We start from the raw sequence: 26310 nt of genomic DNA on the forward strand, positions 1-26310 counted from the left end.
CTGTTAAAACACTTCGCGGATGGCGCGGCACGTGCTTAACTCCCCTCAGCCAGACAAGAACGAGCTAAAGGGAGGGTACTATGGCCAAGGTCTCAATGACCGTGAACGGCAAGGCTGCCAGCGGCGTGGTTGAAGGGCGCACGCTGCTGTCCGCGTTCCTGCGCGACAGCCTGGGGCTGACCGGCACCCATGTGGGCTGCGACACCAGCCAATGCGGCGCCTGCGTTGTGCATGTGGACGGCAAGGCGGTAAAAGCCTGCACAATGCTGGCGCTGGAAGCCGAAGGCGCGGAGGTTGCCACCATCGAAGGGCAGGCCAACGCCGACGGCTCGCTGAACACGATCCAGCAGGCGTTCCAGGACCATCATGGTCTGCAATGCGGCTTCTGCACGCCTGGCATGGTGATGTCGGCGGCGGCACTGCTGCAGGACAACCCCAAGCCCAGCGAACAGGAAATCCGCGACTACCTTGAGGGCAACCTGTGCCGCTGCACCGGCTACCACAATATCGTCAAGGCGATCATGGCGGCCTCGGGACAGGATGTGTCCTCCATCGCGGCGGAATGACAGGACGACCCCAGGCCGGCACCCGGCCTGAGCTGACCAAGGAGTGACTGACAAAGAGGTGCGCCCCGCTAGGCAGCACCCTCCAGGGAGGAAGACCAGACATGCCCAAGGACAATCCAAACGGCGGTGGCATCGGCGCCAGCCCCAAGCGGCGCGAGGACGTGCGGTTCCTGACAGGAGCCGGGAACTATACCGACGACATCAACGTGAACGGCCAGGCCTACGTGCATTTCCTGCGCGCGGATGTGGCCCATGCAACCATCAACTCCATCGACACATCTGCAGCGGCTGAAATGCCCGGCGTGGTGAAGATCTTCACCGGCGCCGATTTCGCCGAGGTCGGCGGTATCCCCTGCGGCTGGGGCGTGACCGACCGCCACGGCAACCCGCAGCAGGAGCCGCGCCACCCGATCATCGCAGACGGCACCATCCGCCACGTGGGCGAGATCGTCGCCGCCGTGGTTGCCGACACGCTGGAACAGGCCCGCGATGCGGCGGAAGCGATTGAGCTGGACCTCAGCGACAAGCCCGCCGTGGTCAACATGGCGGCGGCCTTGGCCGAGGATGCCACCAAGGTGCATGAGGATCTGACCTCAAACCTCTGTTATGACTGGGTGTTCGGCAATGACGACGACGACGCGGTGCAGGCAGCCTTTGACAGCGCCGCGCATGTGACCACGCTGGAGCTTGTCAACAACCGCCTGGTCGCCAACCCGATGGAGCCGCGCGTGGCGATCGGCGACTACAGCCGCGGCACGGACGAATACACGCTCCACACCACCAGCCAGAACCCGCATGTGATCCGCCTGCTGATGTGCGCCTTCGTGCTGGGCCTGCCGGAACACAAGGTGCGGGTGGTGGCGCCGGATGTGGGTGGCGGCTTCGGCTCCAAGATCTTCCACTATGCCGAAGAGGCCTTTTGCACCCATGCCGCCAAAGCCTGCGGGCGGGCGGTGAAATGGACCTCGACCCGGTCCGAGGCGTTCATCTCGGACGCCCATGGCCGCGACCATGTGACCAAGATCGAACTGGCGCTGGACGCAGACAACAATTTCACTGCGCTGCGCACCAATACGATGGCCAATATGGGGGCCTATCTCTCGACCTTCTCCACCTCGGTGCCCAGCTACCTGCACGGCACGCTGATGGCGGGGAATTACAAGACGCCGATTGTGCAGGTGAACGTCAAGACCGTGTTCACCAACACCGTGCCGGTCGATGCCTACCGCGGCGCGGGCCGGCCCGAGGCGACCTATCAGCTGGAGCGCGTCATCGACAAGGCCGCGCGCGAACTGGGCGCCGACCCGATTGCGCTGCGCCGTCAGAACTTCATCACCGAGTTCCCCTATGAAACCCCGGTGGCGCTGACCTATGACACCGGCGATTACGTGGCGACCATGGACAAGCTGGAGGAGGTCGCCGACGTGGCAGGTTTCGCCGCCCGGCGCGCGGAGAGCGAGAAGAACGGCAAGCTGCGCGGTTTCGGCGTCAACTGCTATATCGAGGCCTGCGGCATCGCGCCCTCCAACATCGTCGGCATGCTGGGGGCCCGTGCGGGGCTTTATGATGCTGCAACGGTGCGGGTGAATGCCACCGGTTCAATCAGCGTGATGGTCGGGGCGCATTCCCACGGGCAGGGGCATGAAACCTCCTTCCCGCAGGTTGTGGCCGACATGATCGGCATCGACGAGAGCATGGTCGACATCGTGCATGGCGACACCGGGCGGGTGCCCTTCGGCATGGGCACCTACGGCTCGCGCTCCATCGCGGTCTGCGGCTCTGCCATGGTGCGGGCGACCGAGAAGATCATCAGCAAGGCCAAGAAGATCGCCGCCCATCTGATGGAGGCCTCGGACGCGGATATCGAGCTGAAAGACGGCCAGTTCACCGTTGCGGGCACCGACAAATCGGTGGCCTGGGGCGATGTCTGCCTGACCGCCTATGTCCCCCACAACTACCCGCTGGAGGAGCTGGAGCCGGGGCTGGAGGAAACCGCGTTCTATGATCCGGCCAACTTCACCTATCCGGCCGGCGCGTACGCCTGCGAGGTGGAGGTGGACCCCGACACCGGCAAGGTCACCATTGAACGGTTCGCAGCCGCCGATGATTTCGGCAACATCATCAACCCGATGATCGTCGACGGCCAGGTCCATGGCGGGCTGGGGCAGGGCATTGGCCAGGCGCTGTTGGAAAACGCAGCCTATGACGAGGACGGCCAGCTGCTGTCGGCCTCCTACATGGACTATGCGATGCCGCGTGCCGATGACGTGCCGTTCTACCAGGTGGATCATTCCTGCCAGACGCCCTGCACCCACAACCCGCTGGGGGTGAAGGGCTGCGGCGAGGCAGGCGCCATTGGCTCGCCGCCTGCGGTGGTCAACGCAGTGATCGACGCGCTGCAGTCGGGCGGCAAGAACGTGACCCACATTGACATGCCGCTGTCGCCCGCTCGGGTCTGGGCGGCGATGAATGGGTAAGGTGTTCGCGGGGGCGCTGCCCCCGCACCCCCGGGATATTTCCAGCCAGAAGAAGAGCCTGAGCGCTCTTTGGAAAGGAAAAGAAGATGTATGAATTCGAGTTTGAGAAACCCTCGACCGTCGCAGAGGCCGTGGCCGCGCTGGCGGAGGAGGACGCGCAGGCGCTGGGCGGCGGGCAGACGCTGATCCCGACGCTGAAGCAGCGGCTGGCGATGCCGTCGAAACTGGTGAGCCTTACAGGCATTCCGCAGCTGAAGGAGCTGAGCGACAACGGCGGTATGCTGACCATTGGCGGCGCCGTCACCCATGCGGAGGTGGCCGAGGCCGCTGCGGGCGCCTATCCGGCGCTGGCGGATCTGGCCGGCCGCATCGGCGACCCGGCAGTCCGCAACCGCGGCACCATCGGCGGCTCGCTGGCCAATAATGACCCGGCCGCCTGCTATCCGGCGGCGGCGCTGGGCAGCGGCGCAACCATCGTCACCAATACGCGCGAAATCACCGCCGACGACTACTTCCGCGGACTGTTCGAGACCGCGCTGAACGAAGGCGAAATCATCACCGCGGTGCGCTTCCCGGTGCCGGAAAAGGCGCATTACGAGAAGTTCATCCAGCCCGCCTCGCGGTTCCCGATGGTTGCGGTATTCGTGGCGAAATACGCCGCGGGGGTGCGCGTTGCGGTCACTGGCGCATCAGAGGACGGCGTGTTCCGCTGGAACGAGGCCGAGGCGGCGCTGGATGCCAGTTTTGCACCGGATGCATTGGATGGGCTCAGCGTGGATGCCGGCGGCATGATCGGCGATCTGCACGGCAGCAAGGAATACCGTGCCCATCTGGTCGGGGTGATGGCGAAACGCGCGGTGGCCGCGTCGGGGTAGCCCGCAGAAGTGAAGCATGGAGTCAGGCACCGGTCCCCGGTGCCTGTTCCGCGTCAGTGCTTCAGATAGGAGGACATTTCCTCCAAGAGGCTCTGGGTCTTGCCCGACAGTTCCCGGATTTCTGTTGCAATGACGGCAAATCCCTTGCCCATGTCACCGATCCGCGCCGCCTCGATCGAGGCGTTGAAGGAGATAAACTTGATATTCTTGCCGACCCCTTCGGCATGGGTGATGGTGGCCCGCATCTGCGCGTCGCGCTCCTCCTCGCGCAGCTGCTGCGCCTGGTGCAAGGTTTGCACCATGTCCTTGAGAAAGGCGGACACCGCAGGTTCCAGCCGGTAAAGGCACAGGGCGGCCAGATCCGGCACCGCGCGCACATGCGCCAGCGCGGTGCCATCCGCGGCCGTCACGGCGCGGTGCAGCGGCCCCAGCATCTCAAGGCAGGCCCGGCGCTTGGCCTCAAGCTCAGCGGGCAGGGCATAGCTGCACTCCGCCAGCAGGGTGTCCAGCCCGCTGCTCAGCATATCATGCGCCGCACTGATGCGCTGCACCGACAGGGCCAGAACGTCCCCGGCACTGCTGCTGTCCGCACTCTCCGGCGCTTGCACAAGCGCCAGCAGCGACAGGGCGGCGATGCGGCTGGGGCCGATGGCCATGAAGGCGGTGTTCTGAATGTCGGTCAAGCTGGTCATGCGGCTGCCTTTTGTGCGGTCAAGGCAGGTATACCCGGCAGCCGTTAAGGCCGCGCTAACCGCGGCGCCGGGGGCAAAGAAAAGCCCCGCGGGCTGGGCGCCTGCGGGGCTGATGGTGTTCCGGGCCGGAAGGCGCGGCTTATTTCTTGGCGAGCGGCCCGATCATCATGATCATCTGGCGGCCTTCCATCTTCGGCATGTTTTCGACCTTGCCGATTTCCTTGGTGTCTTCGGCAACCCGCTCCAGCAGCTCGCGGCCAAGGTTCTGGTGCGCCATCTCGCGCCCGCGGAAGCGCAGGGTGACTTTCACCTTGTCGCCGTTCTCCAGGAACTTGACGACATTGCGCATCTTCACTTCGTAGTCATGGGTGTCCGTGTTGGGGCGGAACTTGACCTCTTTGACCTCGATGATCTTCTGCTTTTTGCGGGCTTCGCTCTCGCGCTTCTGCTGTTCGTACTTGAACTTGCCAAAGTCCATGATCTTGCACACGGGCGGGTTGGCATTGGGCGAGATTTCTACCAGATCCAGTCCGGCCTCTGCCGCCATCTCCATGGCCTTGGCGGGGTGCACAACCCCGACATTCTCGCCATCGGCGCCGATCAGGCGGATTTCAGGGGCACGGATTTTTTCGTTGACGCGCGGGCCGGTGTCACGTTGGGGCGGCGCGTTATGAGGTCTGCGGGCTATGACTGCTATCCTTCTGTCATTGCAAAAAGTGCGGGAACGCTACTGCCCCCGCGAGTGTGATTCAAGGCTTATGGGCGGTATGGCTGCAGGAAAGATGCTTTTCAAGGCCGCATGTTGCAAATCGCCCTTTGAGCGTGCGCTTTTGAGGCCCTTGGCGGGCTGCGGGCCGCGCGCCGCAACCTCCTGAAAAGTCGGGATTGCGGCGGGGTTCCGCCGGTTGCGGTCCGGCGGCGGCACGCGCCCGCCCGTGAGGCGGCTGCGGTGAACTTTCCCCTTGAGCGGACCCGGCTGCCGCCCCATTTGGCAGAGCAGAAGGCGAAAGACCGGCCAGCGGAGCCGGATCATGGAAGGAGCCCGTTATGAAAAAGTTGTTGATCGTGATCGCCGTGGCCGTTGCAGCGGTTGCCGGCTATGTGCTGCTGACCGGCCCGGAGCCGCAGGAGACGGTGCCGCAGGTGCAGGAGGAGCAGAGCAGCACGGTCCCGGAGACCGCTGAAGACAGCACTGCCCCGGCTGAACAGGCTGTAGAAGACGCGGCGGAGGCCGTGGAAGAGGCGATCGAGTCCGGCGCAGAAGCCGCAGGCACGGCGGTTGAGGCGGTGCAGGACACGCTGAACGAGGCGGCAGACGCCGCGGCAGAGGCGGCGGGCGATGCCGTCGAGGCGGTGCAGGACTCCGCCGGTGAGGCCGGGGGCGTGGCCGACCTGGCCGGTGAAGCTGCGGATGCGGCGGAAGAAGCCGCCGTTGAGGCCGGCCAGGCCGCGGAGGCCGCAGCGGATGAAGCTGCAGGCGCGGCGGACGCCGCCCAGGATGCCGCTGCAGACGCCGCCACTGAGGAGCTGAACAGCGCAACCGGGACAACTGAGGGCGGCGCGGCCGCGGAAGCTGAAGCCGAAACCAGCACCGGAACCGGCACTGGCAGCAACTGAGCGGCGCTGTCTCCGCTCAGCCGCCTGTAAGGCGGTGCCGTGCGGCCGGCCTGGCCGGCCGCAGGATCATGGCGCGGTTCAGTGCGGCCGCGCCTGGGCCTGCTGGGCCACGCGCGCCATTTGATCCAGAGCGCTCTGGCCCCCCGCCTGGGGCTGCGGCGCCAGGAAGGCCAGGAAGGTTTCCCAGCCGGCGGCGCTGCTGCCCTGTTTGCGGGCGCGCTGGATTTGCAGCTGTGCGACGCCGACCAGGTCCAGCGGCTTGGACCCGTCATAGGCGCTGCCGGTGATACCGGCCAGATGGCTGCGGAATTTCCGCCCCATCGAATTCAGCAGAAGCATCGGCGCGGTCACCGGCTGGCCGGCCTGCACCAGCGCATCGAACATCTGGTCGATGTCCTGCGGCGTGATGGCGCGCGGATCATAGCGCGCTTTGACACCGGCGATTTTTTCGGGGATCGAGGGCTGCACCTGGCCCGGGCGGGCCTGAAAGCCTGCCACCGCAGCCTTGACGCGTGCCTTGCCTGCTTCTGTCCTGACGGACATGAAAACCGGCTCCTGCCCGGAGGCCAATTCATTCTGCATTTCGAGCTTCTCCATTCTGGATACTTGCTTCCAGAATACAGAATCGTCCCCAACAAATGATAAACGGGAGGCGGCGGCCTCCCGTCAAAACAGTGTCAAAAATCGGGCAGCCTGCGGGGGCAGCCCGGCGCAGGATCAGTCCAGGAACGCCTTTTCGACCACGAAATGCGCGGGCTTGGAGTTCGCGCCTTCTTCCAGGCCATAGGTGTTCTCAAACAGGTCCTTGAGCTCCAGGTTGAAGGCCAGGTTGCCGCAGATCATCGCGCGGTCGCTTTCCGGGTTCAGCGGCGGCACGCCGAGTTCGGCAAACGCCTCGCCGGAACGCATCAGGTCGGTGATGCGGCCCATCTTGGGGCTCTCCTCGCGGGTGGTGGTCGGGTAGTACTTGATCTTCTTCCAGAAGCCCTCGCCGATCACCTCGTTCAGCAGCTCGTCGTCCTTGAGGCTGTCGATCAGGCGCTTGCCGTATTCCAGCTCGCCCACTTCGCGGCAGGTGTGGGTGATGATCACCTCGTCGTAATCCTCGTAGGTCTGCGGCTCGCGCAGCAGCGAGGCAAAGGGCGCAAAGCCGGTGCCGGTGGCAAAGAACCAGATCCGCTTGCCCGGCAGCAGCGCGTCATGCACCAGGGTGCCGACCGGCTTGGGGCGCAGGATGATCTCGTCGCCCGGCTTGATGTGCTGCAGCTTGGAGGTCAGCGGACCGTCCTGCACCTTGATCGAGTAGAACTCCATTTCCTCGTCCCACGACGGCGAGGCGATGGAATAGGCGCGCAAGAGCGGCTTCTGTTTGCCGGTCTTGGGGTCCGGATCGCCCATCAGGCCGATCATCACGAACTCGCCGGAGCGGAAGCGCAAGGAAGCAGGCCGGGTGCAGCGGAAGGAAAACAGCCGGTCGGTCCAGTGTTTCACCTCAGTCACGGTCTGGGCGTCGGGCAGGGCCGGCACCGCTTTGGCCGGTTTCGGGTCGGTTGCAGTGTCGGTCACGGGCGTCATCTCATTCATCGGTTCCACTGCCGGAGGAGTAGCCGGCACCTCTGATTAATCTTTGATACAGGTCAGGGAAAGCCCCCGTTTTGGAAAACCGGCCCCGCGCGTGACGCAACGGAACCGGTTTCAGAGGCATTTCCCGGGTTCGGGAGGGCTGGCTCAGCGGGCAGCGGTGCTGCCGCGCAGGCGGGCCTGATAGCTGTGGTCCTGCCAGTTGGCGCGGGCCAGCCATTGGTCCTCGGGCTGGCGGGCGGCCAGCTCATCGCTCAGCTCCACCTCGTCAAAGCCGGAGCGGCGGGCCATCGCGTACTGATCGGCGATCACATGGCCGAAGGCGCGCAGGCGGCCCTCATAGCCCTTCAGCCGCAGCTGGCGGGCCAGGGTGAAGCCGCGGCCGTCGGCAAAGCTGGGGAAGGCGACCCGCACCAGCTCGACGCCGTCCAGCGATACCTCGTTCAGATTGGCATCCGAGGCCAGCTGCAGCACATTGGCGCCGTCAAAGCCGCCGGTCCAGTCGTCGAGGGCAAAGCCCGTGTCCGTCACGATAACGCTCATCGTTCAAGCTCCTGTTCGCACGAATTTGCCATCCACCACATGGATGCCGCATTCTTCTTTGTTTTCGCCGCGCCAGCGCCCGGCACGGGGGTCTTCGCCTTCCTTGACCGGGCTGGTGCAGGGCGCGCAGCCGATCGACGGGTATCCCTTGGCCACCAGCGGATGGCGGGGCAGGCGGTTTTCGTCCATATAGGTGCGCACGTCCTCGGGCGCCCAATGGGCCAGCGGGTTGATCTTGAGCCGCCCGGTGCCGTCCTCGACCTCAAAGAAGTCCAGCGCGGCGCGGCTGCCCGACTGAAACCGCTTGCGGCCGGTGATCCAGCCTTCATATCCGTCCAGCGCCTTTTGCAGCGGGATCGTCTTGCGCAGGGTGCAGCAGGCGTCCTTGTCGCTGAACCGCAGCGCCCCGTAGGGGTCTTTCTCGGCGATGTCATCGGCGCGGATGATGCGCACATTGCGCAAGCCCAGCCGCTCGCTCACCTCCTGCTGGTACAGCAGGGTTTCGGTGAACAGCAGTTCGGTGTCCACGAACACAACCGGCGTCGTCGGGTCGATGATCGCGGCCATGTGCAACAGCACCACGGATTCCGCGCCGAAAGAGGAGACCAGGGCGATATGGCCCGCGTCCCGCAATGCGCCCTCCATCACCGAGGTGGCCGAATGGTGGCGGAAGCGCGCATTCAGCGCTTCCGCCTTGGCGGCCAGCTCCCGGTCCCGGAGAAGCTCGGCTTCTCCGGCGGGCCTATTTCCGGCTGGTTGGAACATCAGATCAGGCGACCTTTTTCTGAGCCTCGGGATAGAGCGCTGCCTTGAAGGGCTCCATGCCGATGCGGTTGTAGGTCTCGAGGAAAGTTTCCTCAGGCCCCTCGCGCCGCGCCATATAGACCTCGACGATGCGCTCCACGGCCGGGACGATCTCGTCATAAGCAAAGCCGGGGCCGGTGCGGGTGCCGATGGCCGCCGTCTCAGTCGCGTCGCCGCCCAGGGTGATCTGGTAGTTCTCCACCCCTGCGCGGTCCAGGCCCAGGATGCCGATGTGGCCCACGTGGTGGTGGCCGCAGGCGTTGATGCAGCCCGAGATCTTGATCTGCAGATGGCCGATGTCGTGCTCCATCTTCAGTTCGTCAAAGCGGGTTGCGATCTCCTGCGCGACCGGAATCGAGCGGGCGGTTGCCAGCGCGCAATAGTCCATGCCCGGGCAGGCGATGATGTCCGAGATCAGGCCGATGTTGGCGGTGGCCAGGCCATGCGCTTTCAGCGTGGCGTGGATCGCGGGCAGGTCGTTCTTGTGGACATGCGGCAGGATCACGTTCTGCTGGTGGCTGATGCGCAGCTCGTCATAGCCGTACTGCTCGGCCAGATCGGCCATCACGCGCATCTGCTCGGCGCTTGCGTCACCCGGGGTGGCCCCATGCGCCTTGATTGAGATGGTGGCGATGGCGTGGCCTTCGGCGCGGTGCGCGTGCAGGTTGGTGTCGGCCCAGGCGCGGAACACCGGGTCGTTTGCGTAAGCGGTGTCGAACGCATCGGTCGGGGCGGAGCGGAACTCCGGCGCCTGGAAATGCGTCTTGATCTCTTCCAAGAGCTGCTGGTCGGTGCCGTCGTACTGGCCGCGGATCGCCAGGAAGGCTTCCTCGGTCATCGCGCGGTAGGTGTCGATGCCATTCTCGGAGACGGTGATCTTGATGCGCGCCTTGTACTTGTTGTCGCGCCGTCCCAGCACGTTGTAGACGGTCAGAACCGCCTCCAGATAGGGCAGCAGATCCGCCTGCGGCAGGAATTCCCGCAGCACCTGGCCGATCATCGGGGTGCGGCCCAGGCCGCCGCCGACGATGACCTTGAAGCCGGTCTTGCCGTCCTGTTCCACCACCTGCAGGCCCACGTCATGCGCCTTGATCACGGCGCGGTCGGCGCTGCTGCCGGTGATGGCGATCTTGAACTTGCGGCCCAGGAACTGGAATTCCGGGTGGTCGGTGGACCACTGGCGGATCAGCTCGGCATAGGGGCGGGGGTCGGTCAGCTCATCCGCGGCGGCACCGGCGAAATGGTCGGCGGTGGTGTTGCGGATGGTGTTGCCCGAGGTCTGGATGGCGTGCAGGCCGACCTCACCCAGCGCGTCCAGCATGTCCGGCAGGTCGCGCAGTTTGGGCCAGTTGTACTGGATGTTCTGGCGGGTGGTGAAATGGCCGTAACCCTTGTCCCATTTCTCGGCCAGCAGCGCCAGCTGGCGCATCTGGGCGGAATTCAGGGTGCCATAGGGGATCGCGACCCGCAGCATATAGGCGTGCAGCTGCAGGTAGACGCCGTTCATCAGGCGCAGCGGCTTGAACTCGTCCTCGGTGAGGGAGCCGTCGATGCGGCGCTCGACCTGGGCGCGGAACTGGGCGTTGCGTTCAGCCAGGAAGGCTTCGTCGAATTCGTTGTACTTATACATTGGCGTCAGCCTCCTGCTTGCCGTGGAAGTAGTTGGAGGGGCCGGTGCGGCGGAATTCCTCGCGGAAGTGGGTCGGCTCGGGGCCGTTCGGGCCTGCCTTGGCGTCGGCCAGATAGGCGCCGACGATCTTGATGTTCTGCTTCTCCGCCTCAAGCAGGCGCAGCTGGGCTTCGGCCTCGTCGGTGATCAGCTCGGCCTCGGACAAGTCGCGGGTCCAGGTGTCCTGGGCGGTGAAATAGATCACGTCGCCTTCCAAAAGGTCGTTGGCGGTGATGACTTTGGGCGTAAAGGGGCGAGGCATTATGCAAGCTCCGTCTTGAGGTCGTTCAGGGCGGCCACGGCTTTGCGCGGGGCGAGGCCCAGGAATGTAAGGGCAGGGCCGCTGAACCCGGCCGCGTCCAGGTCGGCGGGCAGGCGGTCCAATGTGGTTTCCAGCACCCGCTGACCGGGGCGGGAGGCGTTCTCGACGATGGTCACCGGCGTCGCGCGGTCGGCACCATGCATGATCAGGCGGCCCTGCACGAAACGGGCGGATTTCTTGCCCATATAGACCGCGGCAACCTCGCCCGGACGGGCCAGCGCTGCCCAGTCGTGATCGGCAAAGCCGCTCATCGCGTGGCCAGTCAGGAACCGGACCGCGGTGTTGCGGCCGCGCTGGGTCAGGCTCTGGCCGATGGCGGCGACAGCCGCGGAGGCTGCGGTGATGCCGGGGATGATGCTGTAAGCGATGCCCGCTTCCTCGCAGGCGGTCAGCTCCTCATCCAGGCGGGCAAAGACCGCCGGGTCGCCGCCCTTCAATCGCAGCACCTTCTTGCCTTCCTTGGCCAGTTCCACCAGACGGGCATTGATGTCCGCCTGGGACACCTGCGCGCCAAAGCCTTCCTTGCCTGCGTCTTCCAGCACCGCCTGCGGGCCGGCCAGCGCCAGGATTTCATCGCTGACCAGACGGTCGTGCAGGATCACATCGGCGGCTTGCAGCGCGCGCAGCGCCTTCAGGGTCAGCAGTTCCGCATCGCCGGGGCCGGAGCCCGCAAAGGTCACCTGGCCTGCAGCCATACAGTCCATGCCGCCGCGGACGTGAGTGGCGGCATTGGCAGCATGTGTGGATGGTGCGGACATTCCAGTACCCTCTGCGGTGTGTTTGACTTGAGGGTAGATATAGGAAATATTCCCGGTATAACGCTATATGGGCGCGGAAATAAGAACATTGGTTTTGCCGGGGCGGGGCATCGGGCCGATTGGTCCTCACATAAGGAGAAAACAGGAATGACGGTGCGGATCGACGGCACGGACCGGAAAATTCTGGCTGAACTGCAGCGGGATGCCAGCCAGTCTCTGGACGAAATAGCCCGCCGGGTAGGGTCTTCCAAGACCCCTGTTTGGAATCGCATCCGCAAGCTGAAGGAGGCCGGCGTGATCGGCCAGCAGACGGTGCTCTTGGACCCGGAGGCACTGGGGTTTGAGGCCTGTTTCTTTGTCCTCATCCGCACCTCGGAGCATGAGGCGGAATGGCAGGCCAAGTTCCTGCAGGCCCTGCGCGACCGCCCCGAGGTGCAGGAGGCGCACCGGCTGGCGGGGGACATCGACTATATCCTGAAGGTGCGGGTGCAGAACGCGCGGGCCTATGACGTGTTCTATCAGGCGCTGATTTCAGAGGTGAAGGTGCACAACGTGACGGCGCTGTTGTCGATGGAAGAGATCAAATCGACCACCATGCTGCCGCTGGGCGCCTGACCGGCGGCTGCGGTTCTGCACCAGCCGGCAGGACCGGTGCCCTGCCGGCTGCCCCGGTTGTCACAGGGGCGGCTGTCACAGGGGCGGTTGTCACAGGGGCGGGCGCAGCAGCAGATGCCGCCCGTCCTGCAGCCGCCAGGGCGATGTGTCCCCGGCGCAGGGGGCCGGCAGGACGCCGATATCGGCCAGCAGATGCGGTGATGTTTCCGTCAACCGCTGCAGCTCGTGGCGCGGTACCTGCACCGCGTCCTGGAGTGCCGCAGCATGAGGCTCAGCTTTTCTAAGACCCGTCAGACCCGCAATCCAGCCAAGCACGCTGCGGGCTGGAGACCCATGATGCCGGGCGTCTGCGTTTTCGCAATATGCAGTCATAGCAAATCCTCCGTTCTGGCCTTTGAGAGTTAGGGCTGGAGGGGCTTGCGCGCAAACCAGTTAAACTCCACCATGGATCAGGAAAACTGACCCATGGTGAACGCATGCGCCTGCCGCCCCTCAATGCCCTCCGTGCCTTCGAGGCCGCCGCCCGGCACGAAGGCTTCATCGCTGCCGCAGACGAGCTGTTCGTGACGCGGGGCGCGATCAGCCGCCAGGTGAAGATCCTGGAGGACCACATCGGCGTGCAGCTGTTCCACCGCAACGCCCGCGGGGTGGAGCTGACGGCGGCGGGGCGGCGGCTCTATCCGGTGCTGACAGAGGCCTTTGCGATGATGCAGCGTGAAGTGGAGCAGGTCGCGGCGGATGCCGCGGAGCTGCGGGTGATCTGCCCGCCGACGCTGTCGATCCGCTGGCTGCTGCCGCAGCTGGAGCAGTTCCGCGCCGCGCATCCGGAGGTCAAGCTGCGGCTGACCACCGACTTCTACAGCTACAAGGGCTTCGAAGCTGCGGAATACGATCTGGGCATATCGCTGCAGAACCGGCCCGGGCGGCCGCCGGACATTGAGGTTCTGCCGCTGTTCGAGATGATCCTGTCACCGGCCTGCGCCCCGTCGCTGCTGCCGGCCCTGGCGGATGGCCCGGCGGCGCTGGCGGGCCAGCGGCTGCTGCACGAAAGCCCGCGCCGCAGCGACTGGGCGACCTGGGGGCAGCATTTCGGCGTGGGGGAGGTAGACCCGTCCGGCGGCGAGGTGTTCCCGAACCTCGACATGGCCACCCGCGCGGCGGTGATGGGGGCCGGGGTGGTGATGGCCGACCTGGTACTGTGCCAGGAAGAGCTGGCCCGGGGCGACCTGGTGCTGCCCTTCCCGCAGATGACCTGCGGCACCCCGGACGGCGCCTATGCGCTGATCGGCGAGCGGCAGAAATGGCATGACCCCAAAGTGGCCGCCTTCCGGGACTGGCTGCTGAGCGGCCCCTGCATGGCGGCGCTGTCTGCCCTGCCTGAATGACATCCCGGCGCGGGTAAGGAGGGGAACGGAAAGGGGGCGCTGCCCCCTCGGCGCTTGGGCGCCTCACCCCCGGAGTTTTTTGCCAAAGGTGAAAGGGGGGCGCCGCGCCGCGTCAGCGGCGCTTGGCCCAACCGGGCAAAGGGATCTTTGATCCCTGCCGCGCGGGCGGGAGTGCCCCCGGTCCCTCAGGTGCGGCTCACCATCAGCCGGGTCAGGCCGTGGAAGTGGTAAGTGTTCGAATATTCCGGCTCTGCCGCCAGTTTCAGGTCCGGGCAGCGCTCAAACAGGATCGGCAGGGCGATCTGCATTTCCAGCCGCGCCAGCGGCGCGCCGACGCAGAAATGCAGGCCGCCGCCAAAGCTTTTGTTCACCTTGGGCGGCCTGGACGGGTCGAACCGGTCCGCGTCGTCCAGCGCCGCCGGGTCGCGGTTCGCGGCCCCCAAGAGCAGCGCAACCTGATCGCCGCGCTGGAAGGTATGGCCGAAAACCTCTGCCTCTTCATAGGCGTAGCGGGTGAACATATGGAGCGGCGGATCAAAGCGCAGGATTTCCTCCACCAGCCCCTCGATGCCCGCGGGCGCCAGCCACTCCGGCTGCCAGCCCTGCTGCAGCATGGTCTTCACGCCGTTGCCCAGGGAATGCACGGTGGCCTCGTGGCCTGCGTTCAACAGCAGGATGCAGGTGCCGATCAGCTCATCCGTGGAAAGCTTGTCGCCTTCCTCCTCTGCCGCGATCAGGCGGGTGATCAGGTCGTCGCGGGGATCGTTGCGGCGCTCGTCAATGTAGCCGCGCAGGAAGTCCGTGAACTCTTGCGAGGCCTGTGCCGCAGCGTGTTCGGTCGCTTCGGTGCGCGACGCCTGGTACATCGCCACCATCTTGTGCGACCAGTCCAGAAGCTGCGGTGCCATCTCCTCCGGCACGCCCAGCAGGCGGCAGATGGTGATCACCGGCACCTGGGTGCAATAGGTGTCCAGCAGGTCGAAGGGCTGGTCCGGGAAAGCATCAATCAGCTGGTGGCACAGATCCCGGATGCCCGGCTCCAGCGCCGCGATCTCGCGCGAGGTGAAGGCGCGCAGCACCAGCTTGCGCAGGCGGGTGTGGCGGGGCGGCTCGGCGTCGAGCATCGAATGCGCCTCCACCGCCAGGAAGGGGGCAAGGTGGGCCGGGCCGTCCGTGCGCAGCTCTTGCGGCACCTCGCGGCCGAAGCGGCGGTCGCGCAGCAGCATGTGAACCGCAGAATGGCCGAAGGCGGCAACCATGCCATAGTCCTGCCAGCGGTGCAGCTGGCCCTCGGCCCGGGCGGTGGCATAAAAGGGATAAGGGTCCTGCACAAAGGCGGGATCGGTAGGGGATTGGGTTAAAGTCTTCATATACCGGTTCTTGCCGCTGCATCTGGTCAATGCAAGGGGCGCTTTGATAACGTGCCGCCATGAAAACACAAAAATTTCTTCGCTGGAGTCTGCCTGCCGGGTTCCTTTTGGCCGTGGCGGCGCTGGCGCTGGCGGTCTGGTCCTATGGCTACCGCCAGGCACTGGACAGCCTGGCCGAGCGCAGTGCGGCCGATCTGGCCCTGGCCTCGGACCGGGTGAGCACGCAGTTGCAGGTCTATCAGGAGCTGGCGGTGCTGACCGCGGAGCATCCAGTGCTGGCGGATCTTGCCGCGCCTGAGGCGCAGGCCGGTGCGGCGGATCTGCTGCGGTCGGTGGCGGATAAGACCGCGGCGCTGGATGTGTTCTTTGCTGCGGCAGACGGAAATGTGCTGGCGGCGGCCGAAGGGGTGACCGGCGCCAGCGTGGCGCAGCAGGATTATTTCATCCGGGCGATGCAGGGCGCGCTGGGCACCGGCCACGGGGTGCTGCAGCCGGATGGCAAGCGGGCCTATTTCTATGCCGCTCCGGCCTTTGCCCCGGACGGCCGGGTGCGCGGGGCGCTGGTGGTGGTCGCTGACGTGGAAGATGTGGAGCAGACCTGGCGCGGCTCGCTGCCGGCGGTGTTCTTCACCGACGAGAGCGGCGAGGTGTTCATTGCCAACCGCTCGGAGCTGTTGTTCTGGCAGCGCGGCGCGGAGGGGCAGAGCCCGAGTGTGACGGGCCGGGAGTTTTATGCCGGGCATGAGATCTGGACCCTGCGGGGCAGCCCCTATCTGCCCGCCCGGGCGCTGCATCTGTCAGTCGGGCTGCCGGTCATTGGCATGACGGGTGAGATCCTGGTGGATGTGGCCCCCGCGCAGCGGATTGCGGTGCTGCAGGCGGCGGCGCTGGCGGCGGTGTGCCTGGCCCTGGGCGCCATGCTGTTCATCGTGATGGAGCGCCGCCGCACCCTGGCGGAGGCCAATGCGGTGCTGGAAAGCCGGGTGGAGGCGCGCACAAGGGCGCTGTCGGCGGCCAACCTGCAGCTGCGCCGCGAGGTGCGCGAGCGCGAGGAAGCGGAGGCGGCCCTGAAACGCGCGCAGGAGGAACTGGTGCAGGCGGGCAAGCTGTCGGCGCTGGGGCAGATGTCGGCGGGCATCAGCCATGAGCTGAATCAGCCCTTGATGGCGATCCAGCAGTATGCCGAGAACGGCGCGGCCTTTCTGGAGCGCGGAAAGGCGGCGCGCACCGGGGAAAACCTGGGGCGGATTTCGGACATGGCGGTGCGGATGGCGCGGATCATCAAGAACCTGCGCGCCTTTGCCCGCAACGAAAGCGAGCCGATGGGGCAGGTCGATCTGGTGCAGGTGATCAGCGCTGCGGCAGAGCTGACCGCGCCGCGGCTGAAAGCGGAGCAGGTGGATCTGCGCTGGCAGCCTGGCGACTATCCCGCGCCGGTTTATGCCTGGGGCGGCGAGGTGCGGCTGACGCAGGTTTTCGTGAACCTGATCAACAACGCCGCGGATGCCATGCAGGGACAGGTGGAGAAGGTGATCTCGATCTCAGTCGTGACCGGCCCGCGGCTGCAGGTGCGGGTGCAGGACAGCGGCCCCGGCATCAAGGAGCCGGAGAAGATGTTCGAGCCGTTCTATTCCACCAAGGTGGTTGGCAGCTCCGAGGGGATGGGGCTGGGTCTGTCGATCTCCTATGGTCTGGTGCAGAGTTTCGGCGGCAACATCCGCGGCACCAACACCGGCGGCGGCGCGGTGTTCACGGTTGAGCTGGAGCCGTGGAGCGACGCCGGGCAGAAGGATGATGCCGCATGACCCGCAAGGTGCTTTTGGTGGATGACGATGCGGCGGTGCGGGAGGCGCTGGCGCAGACGCTGGAGCTGAACGACCTAGAAGCGGTCACCGCGGGGTCCTTTGTGGCGGCCAAGGACCATATCACGCGCGGCTTCGACGGCGTTATCGTCTCTGACCTGCGGATGCCGGGGCGGGACGGGTTTCATCTGCTGGACTATGCCCGCAGCGTGGATGAGGAGCTGCCGGTGGTGCTGCTGACCGGCGAGGGCGACATTCCGATGGCGGTAAAGGCGATGTCGCAGGGGGCGTTCGACTTCCTGGAAAAACCCTGTGCCGCGGCGGATTTCCTGCCGGTTTTGGAGCGCGCGCTGAAGACCCGGGCGCTGGTGCTGGAGAACCGGCGGCTGAAGCGGCAGCTGGAAACCGGCGATCCGGCCTCTAGGCTGCTGTTCGGCAGCTCGCCGCAGGCGGAGGAGATGCGCCAGCGGGTGCGGGCGGTTGCGCCGACGGGCGCAGAGGTGCTGGTGACCGGCGCGCCGGGCAGCGGTATTTCCAAGGTGGCGGAGGTCATCCACCTGATGTCGCCCGCCTCGCAAGGCCCGTTTGTGAAACGCCCCGCCGCCGGGCTGGCGGCGGAGACGGTGGCGGAGCTGTGCCAGGAGGCGGCGGGCGGCTCATTGTTTCTGGACGAGGTGCAGGCGCTGCCGGAGGCGGCGCAATACGCGCTGCTGGCGCAGCTGGAGCAGGGCGGCGGAGTGCGGATCATCGCGGGCTCCAGCGCTGATCTGGCGGGCAAGGCGGAAGCGGACGGGTTCAGTGCCGATCTGTTTTACCGGCTGGATGTGATGCGGGTGCGGATCCCGTCGCTGGCCGAACGCCCCGGCGACATTCCGGTGCTGTTCCGCCATTACGTGGCGCAGGCGGCAGAGCAGGCGGGGATTGAGGCGCCAGAGATCAGCCAGGATCATCTGGCGGCGCTGATGGCGCAGGACTGGCCGGGCAATGCGCGCTCCTTGATGTCGGCGGCGATGCGGTTTGTGCTGGGAATGCCGGAGGAGGCCGCCGCAGCCGCGGGGCTGGGGCTGGCGGAGCAGATGGCGCAGGTGGAGCGGTCGCTGCTGATTGCGGCGCTGGGACGGGCCAACGGGCGCGCGGCTGCGGCTGCGGAAGCCCTGAAGCTGCCGCGCAAGACGTTCTATGACAAGCTGGCCCGCTATGGCATCCGGCCCGAGGATTACCGCCGCTGAGGGCGCTGGGCTGTAGGGCCTTGCGGTTCGTCCGATCCGGCTGGGATGCCGGGGTATTAAGGAGGCGGCGCCGCCGGTGAAGCCCCAAGGGGGCCATAGGCGGAGGGAGGACGGGGGTCGCAAGCCCCCATGTCCGCTGAAGCCTTCGGTGCGGGACGCCCCTGCACCCGATGAAGAGGTGGTCTTGGGGGCCCTGTGTTCTCCTGGCGGTGCGGGGTGTCAGTCCGCGCCAGTGTCGCGACGGATGGCAGTATTGCAGCGCGGGGTTAAGGCCGGGAAAGCGGGGCGTGCGGTGGGCGTGCAACACCCCGGCTGTGGTGTTACTGCGTCAGGTAGGACGCCTCCCATTTCGGCGGCAAAGCCGCCTGCCGGGCAGCGGGACGGGAGTTTTTGCGAAAGATGAAAGGGCGGCGATTCCCCTGCAGTTCTGTCGGGCGCTAACATTTGTGCGGTTTTCCGCACAAAGCCGGAAGCACCTTGTGCGGGATTTCGCACAGCTTTTGATCCGCTTCGCCAGGACGTATTCAGAGATGTCCGTAAGCCTCTGTCAAATTGCGGAAATTCCGGATGGGAGATGATTCCCGAATCAAATCTTGAGCGGTTTTACGCAACTTGGGATGCTCTGAGCGGGCTTCAGCTATGCGCTGAGGGCAACATAGAATTTTCTGATGATTTTTCTGGGAGGAAAGACATGAAATTCCTGACCACTGCTGCAACCGCACTGGCACTGGCTGTGACCGCAGGTGCCGCAAGCGCCGCCTGCGACGATGGCGAGGTCGTGGTGAAATTCAGCCACGTCACCAACACCGACAAGCACCCCAAGGGGATTGCCGCGTCGCTGCTGGAAAAGCGCGTGAACGAGGAAATGAACGGCACCATGTGCATGGAGGTCTACCCGAACTCCACGCTGTACAACGACAACAAGGTGCTGGAAGCGATGCTGCAGGGCGACGTGCAGCTGGCCGCGCCGTCGCTGTCGAAGTTCGAGAAGTTCACCAAGCAGTTCCGCCTGTTCGACCTGCCGTTCATGTTCAAGAACATCGAAGCCGTGGATGCGTTCCAGGCGTCTGAAACCGGCCAGGAGATGCTGGACTCGATGCAGCGCCGCGGCCTGCAGGGGCTGGCGTACTGGCACAACGGCATGAAGCAGATGTCGGCCAACAAGCCGCTGGTGGAGCCCACGGATGCCAACGGGCTGAAGTTCCGCGTGCAGTCGTCGGATGTGCTGGTGGCGCAGATGGAAGCGATCGGCGGCTCGCCGCAGAAAATGGCGTTTTCGGAAGTGTACGGCGCGCTGCAGCAGGGTGTTGTGGACGGGCAGGAAAACACCTGGTCCAACATCTATGGCAAGAAGTTCTTTGAGGTGCAGGACGGTGTGACCGAGACCAACCACGGCGCGCTGGATTACCTGGTGGTGACCTCGGTTGACTGGCTGGACAGCCTGGAGCCGGACGTGCGCGACCAGTTCCTGACCATCCTTAAGGAAGTGACTGCCGTGCGGAACGCCGAATCCACCAAGGTGAACGGCGAGGCCAAGCAGGCGATCATCGACGCCGGCGGCGTGGTGCGCGAGCTGACCCCTGAGCAGCGCGCGGCCTGGGTCGAGGCGATGAAGCCGGTCTGGGAGAAATTCGCAGGCGACGTCGGCCAGGAAAAGATCGACGCGGCGCAAGCCATCAACGCAGGCCTGTAATCCGGGCCTGACCGGGGTGCCCCTGCGGGCGCCCCGTATCCGCGGGCGGCGCGGGGATCCGCCGCCTGCACCCCTTTCCGCAAAACTTGGGAGGCAGCCATGGCGGGGTCCAGAACCGGCCCGAGCGGGCTTATCAACTCACTCGAAGAAACCCTGATCGCGCTCCTGCTGGGGCTGATGACGGCGATTACATTCGCCAATGTGATCGCGCGGTTTGTATTCAATTCCAACATTCTGTGGGCGCTGGAGCTGACCGTGTTCCTGTTTGCCTGGCTGGTGCTCTTGGGCGCGTCTTATGCGGTGAAGACCCATGCGCATCTGGGGGTGGACGCCATCGTCAACATGCTGGCGCCCGGTGCGCGCAAGGCGGTGGGGCTGTTTGCCGTTGCCTGCTGCCTGGTGTTTTCGCTGCTTCTGCTGAAGGGCGCCTATGACTACTGGGCAGTGTTTGCCGACCTGCCGCCCACCTCGGGCCGCTGGTTCCCGACCGGGTTTGACATGAAGGCGCGCAGCCAGAGCTTCTATGAGGTTCAGGACGTGCCGATGGTGGGGATCTTCAAGTTCCTGGAAGACCTGATCAATTACGGCGACTCCTACGAGAAGCTGCCGAAGGTTGTTCCTTACGTGGTGCTGCCGGTGTCGATGCTGCTTCTGGTGTTCCGCTTTACCCAGGCAGCGTTCCAGATTGCCCGCGGCGAGGCGGACCGGCTGGTCGCCAGCCACGAGGTCGAAGACGAAATTGCAGAAGTGCAGGCACAGCGCGGGGAGCATGACTGATGGAAGTGGTAATCCTCTTTGCGATGGTGATTGGCCTGTTGCTGATCGGGGTGCCGATTGCGGTGTCGCTGGGCCTCAGCTCGACCATCTTTCTGCTGATTTATTCCGACAGCTCTCTGGCGTCGGTCGCAGGCACGCTGTTTGAAGCCTTTGAGGGGCATTTCACCCTGCTGGCGATCCCGTTCTTCATTCTGGCCTCGTCATTCATGACCACAGGCGGCGTGGCGCGGCGGATCATCCGCTTCTCCATCGCTTGCGTCGGCCATCTGCCGGGCGGGCTGGCGATTGCGGGCGTGTTTGCTTGCATGCTGTTTGCGGCTCTGTCCGGGTCGTCTCCCGCGACCGTGGTGGCCATTGGCTCCATTGTGATCGCAGGGATGCGGCAGGTGGGCTACTCCAAGGAGTTTGCGGCCGGTGTGATCTGTAACGCGGGCACCCTGGGCATCCTGATCCCGCCCTCCATCGTGATGGTGGTCTATGCGGCGGCGGTTGAAGTCTCGGTGGGGCGCATGTTCCTGGCGGGCGTGATCCCGGGCCTGATGGCCGGTCTGATGCTGATGATCACCATCTATGTGATGGCCAAGGTCAAGAACCTGCCCAAGGGCGACTGGAAGGGCTGGGGCGAGATCTTCACCTCGGCGCGCGAGGCCGGCTGGGGTCTGTTCCTGATCGTGATCATCCTGGGCGGTATTTATGGCGGTATCTTCACGCCGACCGAGGCCGCGGCGGTGGCGGCGGTTTATGCCTTCCTGATCGCCTCCTTCGTCTACAAGGACATGGGGCCGCTGTCGAACGGCGAGGGCGAGGCCAAGACGCCGCTGATCAAGAAGCCTTATGCGCTGGTGACGGCGTTCTTCCACAGCGACACCAAGCACACGCTGTTCGAGGCGGGCAAGCTGACCGTGACGCTGCTGTTTGTGATCGCCAACGCGCTGATCCTGAAGCATGTGCTGACCGATGAGCAGGTGCCGCAGCATATCGCCAATGCGATGCTGTCGGCGGGCTTTGGCCCGATCATGTTCCTGATCGTCGTCAACGTGATCCTGCTGATCGGCGGCCAGTTCATGGAGCCCTCGGGCCTGCTGGTCATCGTTGCGCCGCTGGTGTTCCCGATTGCCATCGAGCTGGGCATCGACCCGATCCACCTGGGCATCATCATGGTGGTGAACATGGAGATCGGCATGATCACCCCGCCGGTCGGCCTGAACCTGTTCGTGACCTCAGGCGTCGCGGGGATGCCGATGATGGGGGTGGTGCGCGCGGCGCTGCCGTTCCTCGCCGTGCTCTTCGTGTTCCTTATCCTGATCACCTATGTGCCGTGGCTGTCGACCGTGCTGCCAAATGCGGTGATGGGGCCGGAGATCATAACGAAATAGGCGGTTTGCCAAAAAGAAACGCCCCGGGAGACCGGGGCGTTTTTCGTTTCAGGGCAGGGGCTTTGCCCCTCTGCGCCGCTGGCGCATTCACCCCAGGATATTTGGTGCCAGATGAACACGGGATCCGCTGTTGGACTGGCTGAGAAAAACTCCGCCGGAGGCCCGCGCCGGGAGCCGCGTATCAGGCCGCCTCTAGCGCGGTGATGATCGGGGAGAAATCGGCCGCCTTCAGGCTGGCGCCGCCCACAAGCGCGCCGTCGACGTTGGAAACGGCGAAGATTTCCGCGGCGTTCGAAGGCTTGACCGAGCCGCCGTAGAGCAGGCGGATGCTGCCGGCGGTCTCAGCGCCGAAGCGGGTGGTGAGTTCTGCGCGCAGGAAATCGTGCACTTCGGCGATTTGTTCCAGCGTGGGCACCTTGCCGGTGCCGATGGCCCAGACCGGCTCATAGGCGATCACGGTTTTTGCGCCGGAGGCCGAAGCCGGGACCGAGCCTGCCAGCTGAGTGCCTGCGACCTTGAGCGTGTCGCCTGCCTCGCGTTCCGCCAGGGTTTCACCGATGCAGATCACCGCGGTGAGGCCCTCGGCCATGGCGGCCTCTGCCTTGGCGCAGACCTGGGCGTCGGTCTCGCCGTGGTCGGCGCGGCGTTCGGAGTGGCCGAGGATCACGGCGGAGGCGCCTGCGTCCTTGAGCATGGCCGCCGACAGATCGCCGGTGTGGGCGCCGGAAGCATTGGTGTGGCAGTCCTGGCCGCCGATGGCGACAGCGCTGCCCCTGGCGGTGTCTGCGGCGCGCGAAAGCAGGGTCGCGGGCGGGCAGATCAGGATATCGGCTGCCGGGCCGGGGTGGCCTTCGGCCAGTGCCGCCAGTTCACCCAGGCTGTCGCCGGTGCCGTTCATCTTCCAGTTGCCTGCTGCCAGTTTCCGCCGCATGGGGGTGCCTCCGAATGTCCTGTTTGGGCGTGACTGGTAGCACCGGCAGCGGAGCGGCGCAATTCGCTTGGAGGGGGAGTGGCGATGCAAAAAGGGCGGGGAAGGCCCCGCCCGGTGTTTTCTTGCCCGACGCGCCGGATCAGGTGCCGGGCGCTTCCTTAAAGGAGATCGACTCGCCGCAGCCGCAGGCCTCGGCCACGTTGGGGTTGTTGAACTTGAAGCCGCTTTCCAGGAGCGTCACCTCATAGTCGATTTCGGTGCCGAACAGGAACATCTGCGCCATCGGCGCGATCAGGATGCGTGCGCCGTCCTGTTCCACCACCTCGTCGTTGGGGGAGGGCTCGTCGACGTATTCCATAGTGTATTCCATGCCCGCACAGCCGCCTTTCTTGACACCGATGCGCAGGCCGGCATGGCCGTCCTTCTGCATCAGCTTGGCGATCTGCGCCGCTGCCTTGGGCGTCATTGTCACAGCTTGCTTGCCGGGAATTCCAAACATCCGGGTCTCCAAAAAGTCGCGCGTTGCTTATTATCTAGGAGCGTCTTGCCGCTGTCTCAAGTGCGCCCGGGCCGCGGACCGGCGCGTTGCGGCGCCGGACACGCTCCTGCGGCTTACATGAAGCCCAGTTCGAGGCGGGCCTCGTCGGACATCATTTCCATGCCCCAGGGCGGCTCCCAGGTGAGTTGCACATCGACGCTTTTGACGCCGGGCACCGGTGACACCGCATCGACGATCCAGCCCGGCATCTCGCCCGCCACCGGGCAGCCGGGCGCGGTCAGGGTCATGATGATCTTGACGTCGTTTTCGTCGTTGATGTCGATCGTGTAGATCAGGCCCAGTTCGTAGATGTTCACCGGGATTTCCGGGTCATAGACGGTGCGGCAGGCCTCGGCCACGGCCTCGTACAGCGGGTGGCTGACGGAGGAGGGCGCGATCAGCGGTGCGCCTTCGAGCGGTTCGGAAGGATTGGTCATGATGGTCCCGGTCTGATTTTCCGACGATTTATATAGGAAATAAGCAGCCCGGCGTCCAGAGGCGCCGCGCGCGGCCGCGGAAATGATCTGTCAGCCAGCCTTGCGCGCGGCCGGGCGTGCGGGTTTGATCTGAGGGGTTTCCGCGCTAAATCGTTGCTCCCCCATAATGATTTTTGAAAGCTGCCCGGGTGCAGCGGCCGGATGACGCATGCCGGCCGTGCCGCTGGGCCTGGCAGGAACGGGGGAGGGAGAGCCATGCCTGAACCGAGTGTGCCCGCACGGGCTGCTGCGATTGCTGTGCCGGCGCTTGCCGCGCTCTTGGCGACCGCCGCTGCGGCCCAGGATCTGAGCGGCTGGCGCTGGCAGCTGACGCCGTTTGTGCTGGCGCCTTCGGTGGAGAGCACGACAGAATTGGGCCGGGCTGCCGGGGATGTGTCGTTTGAGGCAAGCGACGTGTTCGATCAGCTGCAGGCGGGCGGAATGCTGCAGTTCGAGGGCGTCCACAGCAGCCGGTTCGGGTTCCGGCTGCGGTATGCGCTGCTGGATGCCGATGCCACCGGCAGCAGCCCTGCCGGGGCGCTGCCGGTGACCTATGATCAGAATGTGGCGGAAGCGGTGGTGACCTACAGTTTCGGGCGCGGCCGGGACAGTTTCCAGCTGTTCGGGGGCGTGCGCCACTGGGATGTGGATGTGATTGCCGGCTTGCCCGGCGGCAGCGTGCGGCAGGGGGCGGAATGGACCGACCCGATTGCCGGGCTGCGCTGGCAGCGGCGCGTGTCGCCGGAGTTCAGCATCCTGCTGGAGGGCGACATCGGCGGGTTCGGCGCCGGGTCGGATCAGAGCTGGTCGGCGATGGGCGGGCTGGTCTATGACCGCTGGGAGCGCGCCTCGATCTATGTGATGTACCGCGGGCTGGGGGTGGATTACCAGGAGGGCACCCGCGGCACCGGCAGTTTCTTCCGCCATGATGCGGTGACCCATGGCCTGCTGGCGGGCATCGGGTTCAAGTTCTGAGGGCGGGCGGCAGCGCGGCGGCCCGCCCGCCGGATCAGTCGTTGATATCGTGATCGAAGGTTTTGACCTGGCCCTTGGGCAGGGCAAACAGCCGTTTCAGCAGCAGCCAGGCGGCCAGCGACAGGCCGGCAAAGATCAGCAGCAGCAGGGGCAGGCCCCAGCTGCCGCCGGACACCAGCAGCAGCAGCGCCACAGCGGCGGCGCCGATGGCGAAGCCGAGGAAGACAAACCCGGGCGCCAGGATTTCGAGGATGCCCAGCACCAGCGCTGCCGCGGCCCAGACCCACCAGAGCGTCCAGAAGCCATCTGCCATCACTTGCTTCCTTTCAGCAGACTGAAGGCATCGCCAAAGGCTTCCAGCGCGTGGGCCGGGACCAGAATGGTCTGCTTGCCTTCACCCTTGCCAAGGGCGTTGAGCGATTCCACCTGTTTGAGAGCGACCTGGTACTGGGCGGCCTCGAGGCCATTCTCGGCAATCGCCTTGGCGACAACCTGGGTCGCGTAGGCCTCAGCCTCGGCCTGGATGCGCCGGGCCTTGGCGGTCTGCTCGGCGGCGTAAAGCTCGGCATCGGCCTGCAGCTCGACCGCGCGCTTCTGGCCCTCGGCCTTGGTCACCTCGGCCCGGCGGGCGCGCTCGGCGTTGAGCTGCTGCAGCATGGCGTCGCGGGTGGCCTGGTCGAGGTTCACATCCAGGATCTCGGCGCGGGTCACTTCGATGCCCCAGTCATCCACCGCGCTTTCGACGCTTTCCTGGATGCGGGAAATCAGCTGGGCGCGGTTCGACTGCACCTCGTCCAGATCCATCTTGCCGATCTCAGCGCGCACGATGCCGGCCACGGTGGTGGCAATGGCGCCGTCCACATCGCGGATCCGGTAGACGGTCTTTTCCGGTTCAAGGATGCGGTAGAACACGGAGGTGTCGATCTGCACCAGCACGTTGTCCTTGGTGATCGCGTCCTGGGTGGCGTTCGGGAGCTGGCGTTCCAGGATCGAGATCTTGTGGCGGGCCACGTCGAGAAGGGGCACGATGAAGTTGATGCCCGGCCCCAGCACCGAATGCAGGCGGCCGAAGCGTTCGACCACGAATTTCTGCGACTGCGGCACGATGCGGATGCCCTTGAGCGCGATGATGATCAGCAGGAGGGCGCCCAGCAGGTAGAGAAGGTTGCCGGACAAGAGGTCGAGCAGTTCGTTTTCGGTCATGAATATGCTTTCTGTTTCAAACTTCTGCGCGCAGGA

General features: G+C 65.3%; 28 protein-coding genes. 12 read left to right on the forward strand and 16 right to left on the reverse strand.

Translation table 11 applies throughout. The annotated features are described in order from the left end of the window. Nucleotides 1-80: 80 nt before the first annotated feature. The 3 genes from CAER_RS0120650 (at nt 81) to CAER_RS0120660 (ending at nt 3918) form a co-directional block, all read left to right on the forward strand. A complete protein-coding gene (locus CAER_RS0120650) occupies nt 81-566 on the forward strand; it encodes a (2Fe-2S)-binding protein (protein WP_027237161.1) in 486 nt (161 codons plus the stop codon). A gap of 101 nt (nt 567-667) precedes the next feature. Then, nucleotides 668-3043 (forward strand): xanthine dehydrogenase family protein molybdopterin-binding subunit, encoded by a 2376-nt coding sequence (locus tag CAER_RS0120655; RefSeq protein WP_027237162.1) that lies wholly within the window; start codon nt 668-670, stop codon nt 3041-3043. An 86-nt stretch (nt 3044-3129) separates the two neighbouring features. Next, on the forward strand, nt 3130-3918 hold the full coding sequence (locus CAER_RS0120660) for an FAD binding domain-containing protein (RefSeq protein ID WP_027237163.1): 789 nt from the start codon (nt 3130-3132) through the stop codon (nt 3916-3918). A 53-nt stretch (nt 3919-3971) separates the two neighbouring features. On the opposite strand, the gene CAER_RS0120665 is transcribed toward CAER_RS0120660, so the two are convergent. Next, nucleotides 3972-4610 carry a methyl-accepting chemotaxis protein gene (locus tag CAER_RS0120665; RefSeq protein WP_027237164.1) on the reverse strand — a complete coding sequence of 213 codons (639 nt, stop codon included), beginning with the start codon at nt 4608-4610 and terminating at the stop codon, nt 3972-3974. Between the two features lie 139 nt (nt 4611-4749). Beyond that, nucleotides 4750-5307 carry a translation initiation factor IF-3 gene (gene infC / locus CAER_RS0120670; protein ID WP_322786357.1) on the reverse strand — a complete coding sequence of 186 codons (558 nt, stop codon included), beginning with the start codon at nt 5305-5307 and terminating at the stop codon, nt 4750-4752. 350 nt (nt 5308-5657) lie between these two features. Between infC and CAER_RS28255 the strand changes: the two genes are divergently transcribed. Further along, nucleotides 5658-6227, forward strand: a complete 570-nt coding sequence (locus CAER_RS28255) for a hypothetical protein (protein ID WP_051357820.1) — start codon at nt 5658-5660, stop codon at nt 6225-6227. Nucleotides 6228-6305: 78 nt separating this feature from the next. Here the strand turns inward: CAER_RS28255 and CAER_RS0120685 are convergent, their stop codons facing one another. The 7 genes from CAER_RS0120685 to cobA all read right to left on the reverse strand — a co-directional run bounded on the left by CAER_RS0120685 (nt 6306) and on the right by cobA (nt 11841). Beyond that, nucleotides 6306-6824, reverse strand: coding sequence for a hypothetical protein (locus tag CAER_RS0120685; protein ID WP_027237167.1), 519 nt, complete (start codon nt 6822-6824; stop codon nt 6306-6308). Nucleotides 6825-6944: 120 nt separating this feature from the next. Next, a complete protein-coding gene (locus tag CAER_RS0120690) occupies nt 6945-7811 on the reverse strand; it encodes a ferredoxin--NADP reductase (protein WP_027237168.1) in 867 nt (288 codons plus the stop codon). 144 nt (nt 7812-7955) lie between these two features. Next, nucleotides 7956-8351 carry a DUF934 domain-containing protein gene (locus tag CAER_RS0120695; protein ID WP_027237169.1) on the reverse strand — a complete coding sequence of 132 codons (396 nt, stop codon included), beginning with the start codon at nt 8349-8351 and terminating at the stop codon, nt 7956-7958. A 3-nt stretch (nt 8352-8354) separates the two neighbouring features. Further along, complete coding sequence (locus CAER_RS0120700; protein ID WP_027237170.1) at nt 8355-9116, reverse strand: phosphoadenylyl-sulfate reductase; 762 nt, start codon at nt 9114-9116, stop codon at nt 8355-8357. A 4-nt stretch (nt 9117-9120) separates the two neighbouring features. Next, on the reverse strand, nt 9121-10785 hold the full coding sequence (locus CAER_RS0120705) for a nitrite/sulfite reductase (RefSeq protein WP_027237171.1): 1665 nt from the start codon (nt 10783-10785) through the stop codon (nt 9121-9123). Beyond that, nucleotides 10778-11086, reverse strand: a complete 309-nt coding sequence (locus tag CAER_RS0120710; RefSeq protein WP_027237172.1) for a DUF2849 domain-containing protein — start codon at nt 11084-11086, stop codon at nt 10778-10780. The genes CAER_RS0120705 and CAER_RS0120710 overlap by 8 nt, the downstream gene beginning before the upstream one ends. Next, complete coding sequence (gene cobA / locus CAER_RS0120715; RefSeq protein ID WP_084299604.1) at nt 11086-11841, reverse strand: uroporphyrinogen-III C-methyltransferase; 756 nt, start codon at nt 11839-11841, stop codon at nt 11086-11088. Before cobA ends, CAER_RS0120710 begins: the two co-directional genes overlap by 1 nt. 210 nt (nt 11842-12051) lie before the next feature. Between cobA and CAER_RS0120720 the strand changes: the two genes are divergently transcribed. After that, nucleotides 12052-12519: an Lrp/AsnC family transcriptional regulator gene (locus tag CAER_RS0120720; protein WP_008553370.1), complete on the forward strand. Its 468-nt coding sequence runs from the start codon at nt 12052-12054 to the stop codon at nt 12517-12519. 90 nt (nt 12520-12609) lie between these two features. On the opposite strand, the gene CAER_RS0120725 is transcribed toward CAER_RS0120720, so the two are convergent. Continuing rightward, a complete protein-coding gene (locus CAER_RS0120725; RefSeq protein WP_027237174.1) occupies nt 12610-12891 on the reverse strand; it encodes a hypothetical protein in 282 nt (93 codons plus the stop codon). 104 nt (nt 12892-12995) lie between these two features. On the opposite strand from CAER_RS0120725, the gene CAER_RS28260 reads away from it, so the two are divergent. Continuing rightward, nucleotides 12996-13904: a LysR substrate-binding domain-containing protein gene (locus CAER_RS28260; RefSeq protein ID WP_036797491.1), complete on the forward strand. Its 909-nt coding sequence runs from the start codon at nt 12996-12998 to the stop codon at nt 13902-13904. Nucleotides 13905-14089: 185 nt separating this feature from the next. Here the strand turns inward: CAER_RS28260 and CAER_RS0120735 are convergent, their stop codons facing one another. Then, a complete protein-coding gene (locus tag CAER_RS0120735; RefSeq protein WP_027237175.1) occupies nt 14090-15274 on the reverse strand; it encodes a cytochrome P450 in 1185 nt (394 codons plus the stop codon). A gap of 59 nt (nt 15275-15333) precedes the next feature. Here CAER_RS0120735 and CAER_RS0120740 point away from each other — a divergent pair, with 59 nt between their 5' ends. From CAER_RS0120740 to CAER_RS0120760, 5 genes are all read left to right on the forward strand, one after another. Continuing rightward, nucleotides 15334-17079: a sensor histidine kinase gene (locus CAER_RS0120740; protein ID WP_027237176.1), complete on the forward strand. Its 1746-nt coding sequence runs from the start codon at nt 15334-15336 to the stop codon at nt 17077-17079. Further along, a complete protein-coding gene (locus tag CAER_RS0120745; RefSeq protein ID WP_027237177.1) occupies nt 17076-18305 on the forward strand; it encodes a sigma-54-dependent transcriptional regulator in 1230 nt (409 codons plus the stop codon). The genes CAER_RS0120740 and CAER_RS0120745 overlap by 4 nt, the downstream gene beginning before the upstream one ends. Nucleotides 18306-18996: 691 nt before the next feature. Continuing rightward, a complete protein-coding gene (locus tag CAER_RS0120750) occupies nt 18997-19998 on the forward strand; it encodes a DctP family TRAP transporter solute-binding subunit (RefSeq protein WP_027237178.1) in 1002 nt (333 codons plus the stop codon). A gap of 99 nt (nt 19999-20097) precedes the next feature. Further along, nucleotides 20098-20775: a TRAP transporter small permease gene (locus CAER_RS0120755; RefSeq protein WP_027237179.1), complete on the forward strand. Its 678-nt coding sequence runs from the start codon at nt 20098-20100 to the stop codon at nt 20773-20775. Continuing rightward, on the forward strand, nt 20775-22151 hold the full coding sequence (locus tag CAER_RS0120760; protein WP_027237180.1) for a TRAP transporter large permease: 1377 nt from the start codon (nt 20775-20777) through the stop codon (nt 22149-22151). Before CAER_RS0120755 ends, CAER_RS0120760 begins: the two co-directional genes overlap by 1 nt. 181 nt (nt 22152-22332) lie before the next feature. Here CAER_RS0120760 and tpiA read toward each other — a convergent pair whose 3' ends face one another. From tpiA to CAER_RS0120775, 3 genes are all read right to left on the reverse strand, one after another. Continuing rightward, complete coding sequence (gene tpiA, locus CAER_RS0120765; RefSeq protein ID WP_027237181.1) at nt 22333-23082, reverse strand: triose-phosphate isomerase; 750 nt, start codon at nt 23080-23082, stop codon at nt 22333-22335. 139 nt (nt 23083-23221) lie between these two features. Beyond that, the gene (locus CAER_RS0120770) at nt 23222-23581 is read right to left on the reverse strand and encodes a HesB/IscA family protein (protein WP_027237182.1); all 360 of its coding nucleotides are present in this window, start codon (nt 23579-23581) and stop codon (nt 23222-23224) included. Between the two features lie 113 nt (nt 23582-23694). Then, nucleotides 23695-24057, reverse strand: a complete 363-nt coding sequence (locus CAER_RS0120775) for an SUF system Fe-S cluster assembly protein (RefSeq protein WP_027237183.1) — start codon at nt 24055-24057, stop codon at nt 23695-23697. 255 nt (nt 24058-24312) lie between these two features. Between CAER_RS0120775 and CAER_RS0120780 the strand changes: the two genes are divergently transcribed. Then, nucleotides 24313-25071 carry a hypothetical protein gene (locus tag CAER_RS0120780; RefSeq protein WP_027237184.1) on the forward strand — a complete coding sequence of 253 codons (759 nt, stop codon included), beginning with the start codon at nt 24313-24315 and terminating at the stop codon, nt 25069-25071. Nucleotides 25072-25105: 34 nt separating this feature from the next. Here the strand turns inward: CAER_RS0120780 and CAER_RS0120785 are convergent, their stop codons facing one another. Both CAER_RS0120785 and CAER_RS0120790 read right to left on the reverse strand, forming a co-directional pair. Continuing rightward, nucleotides 25106-25384, reverse strand: a complete 279-nt coding sequence (locus CAER_RS0120785; RefSeq protein ID WP_027237185.1) for an NfeD family protein — start codon at nt 25382-25384, stop codon at nt 25106-25108. Beyond that, nucleotides 25384-26274, reverse strand: coding sequence for an SPFH domain-containing protein (locus tag CAER_RS0120790; protein ID WP_027237186.1), 891 nt, complete (start codon nt 26272-26274; stop codon nt 25384-25386). The genes CAER_RS0120785 and CAER_RS0120790 overlap by 1 nt, the downstream gene beginning before the upstream one ends. Between the last annotated feature and the right edge of the window lie 36 nt (nt 26275-26310).

This window comes from Leisingera caerulea DSM 24564, assembly GCF_000473325.1.
Classification (GTDB): domain Bacteria; phylum Pseudomonadota; class Alphaproteobacteria; order Rhodobacterales; family Rhodobacteraceae; genus Leisingera; species Leisingera caerulea.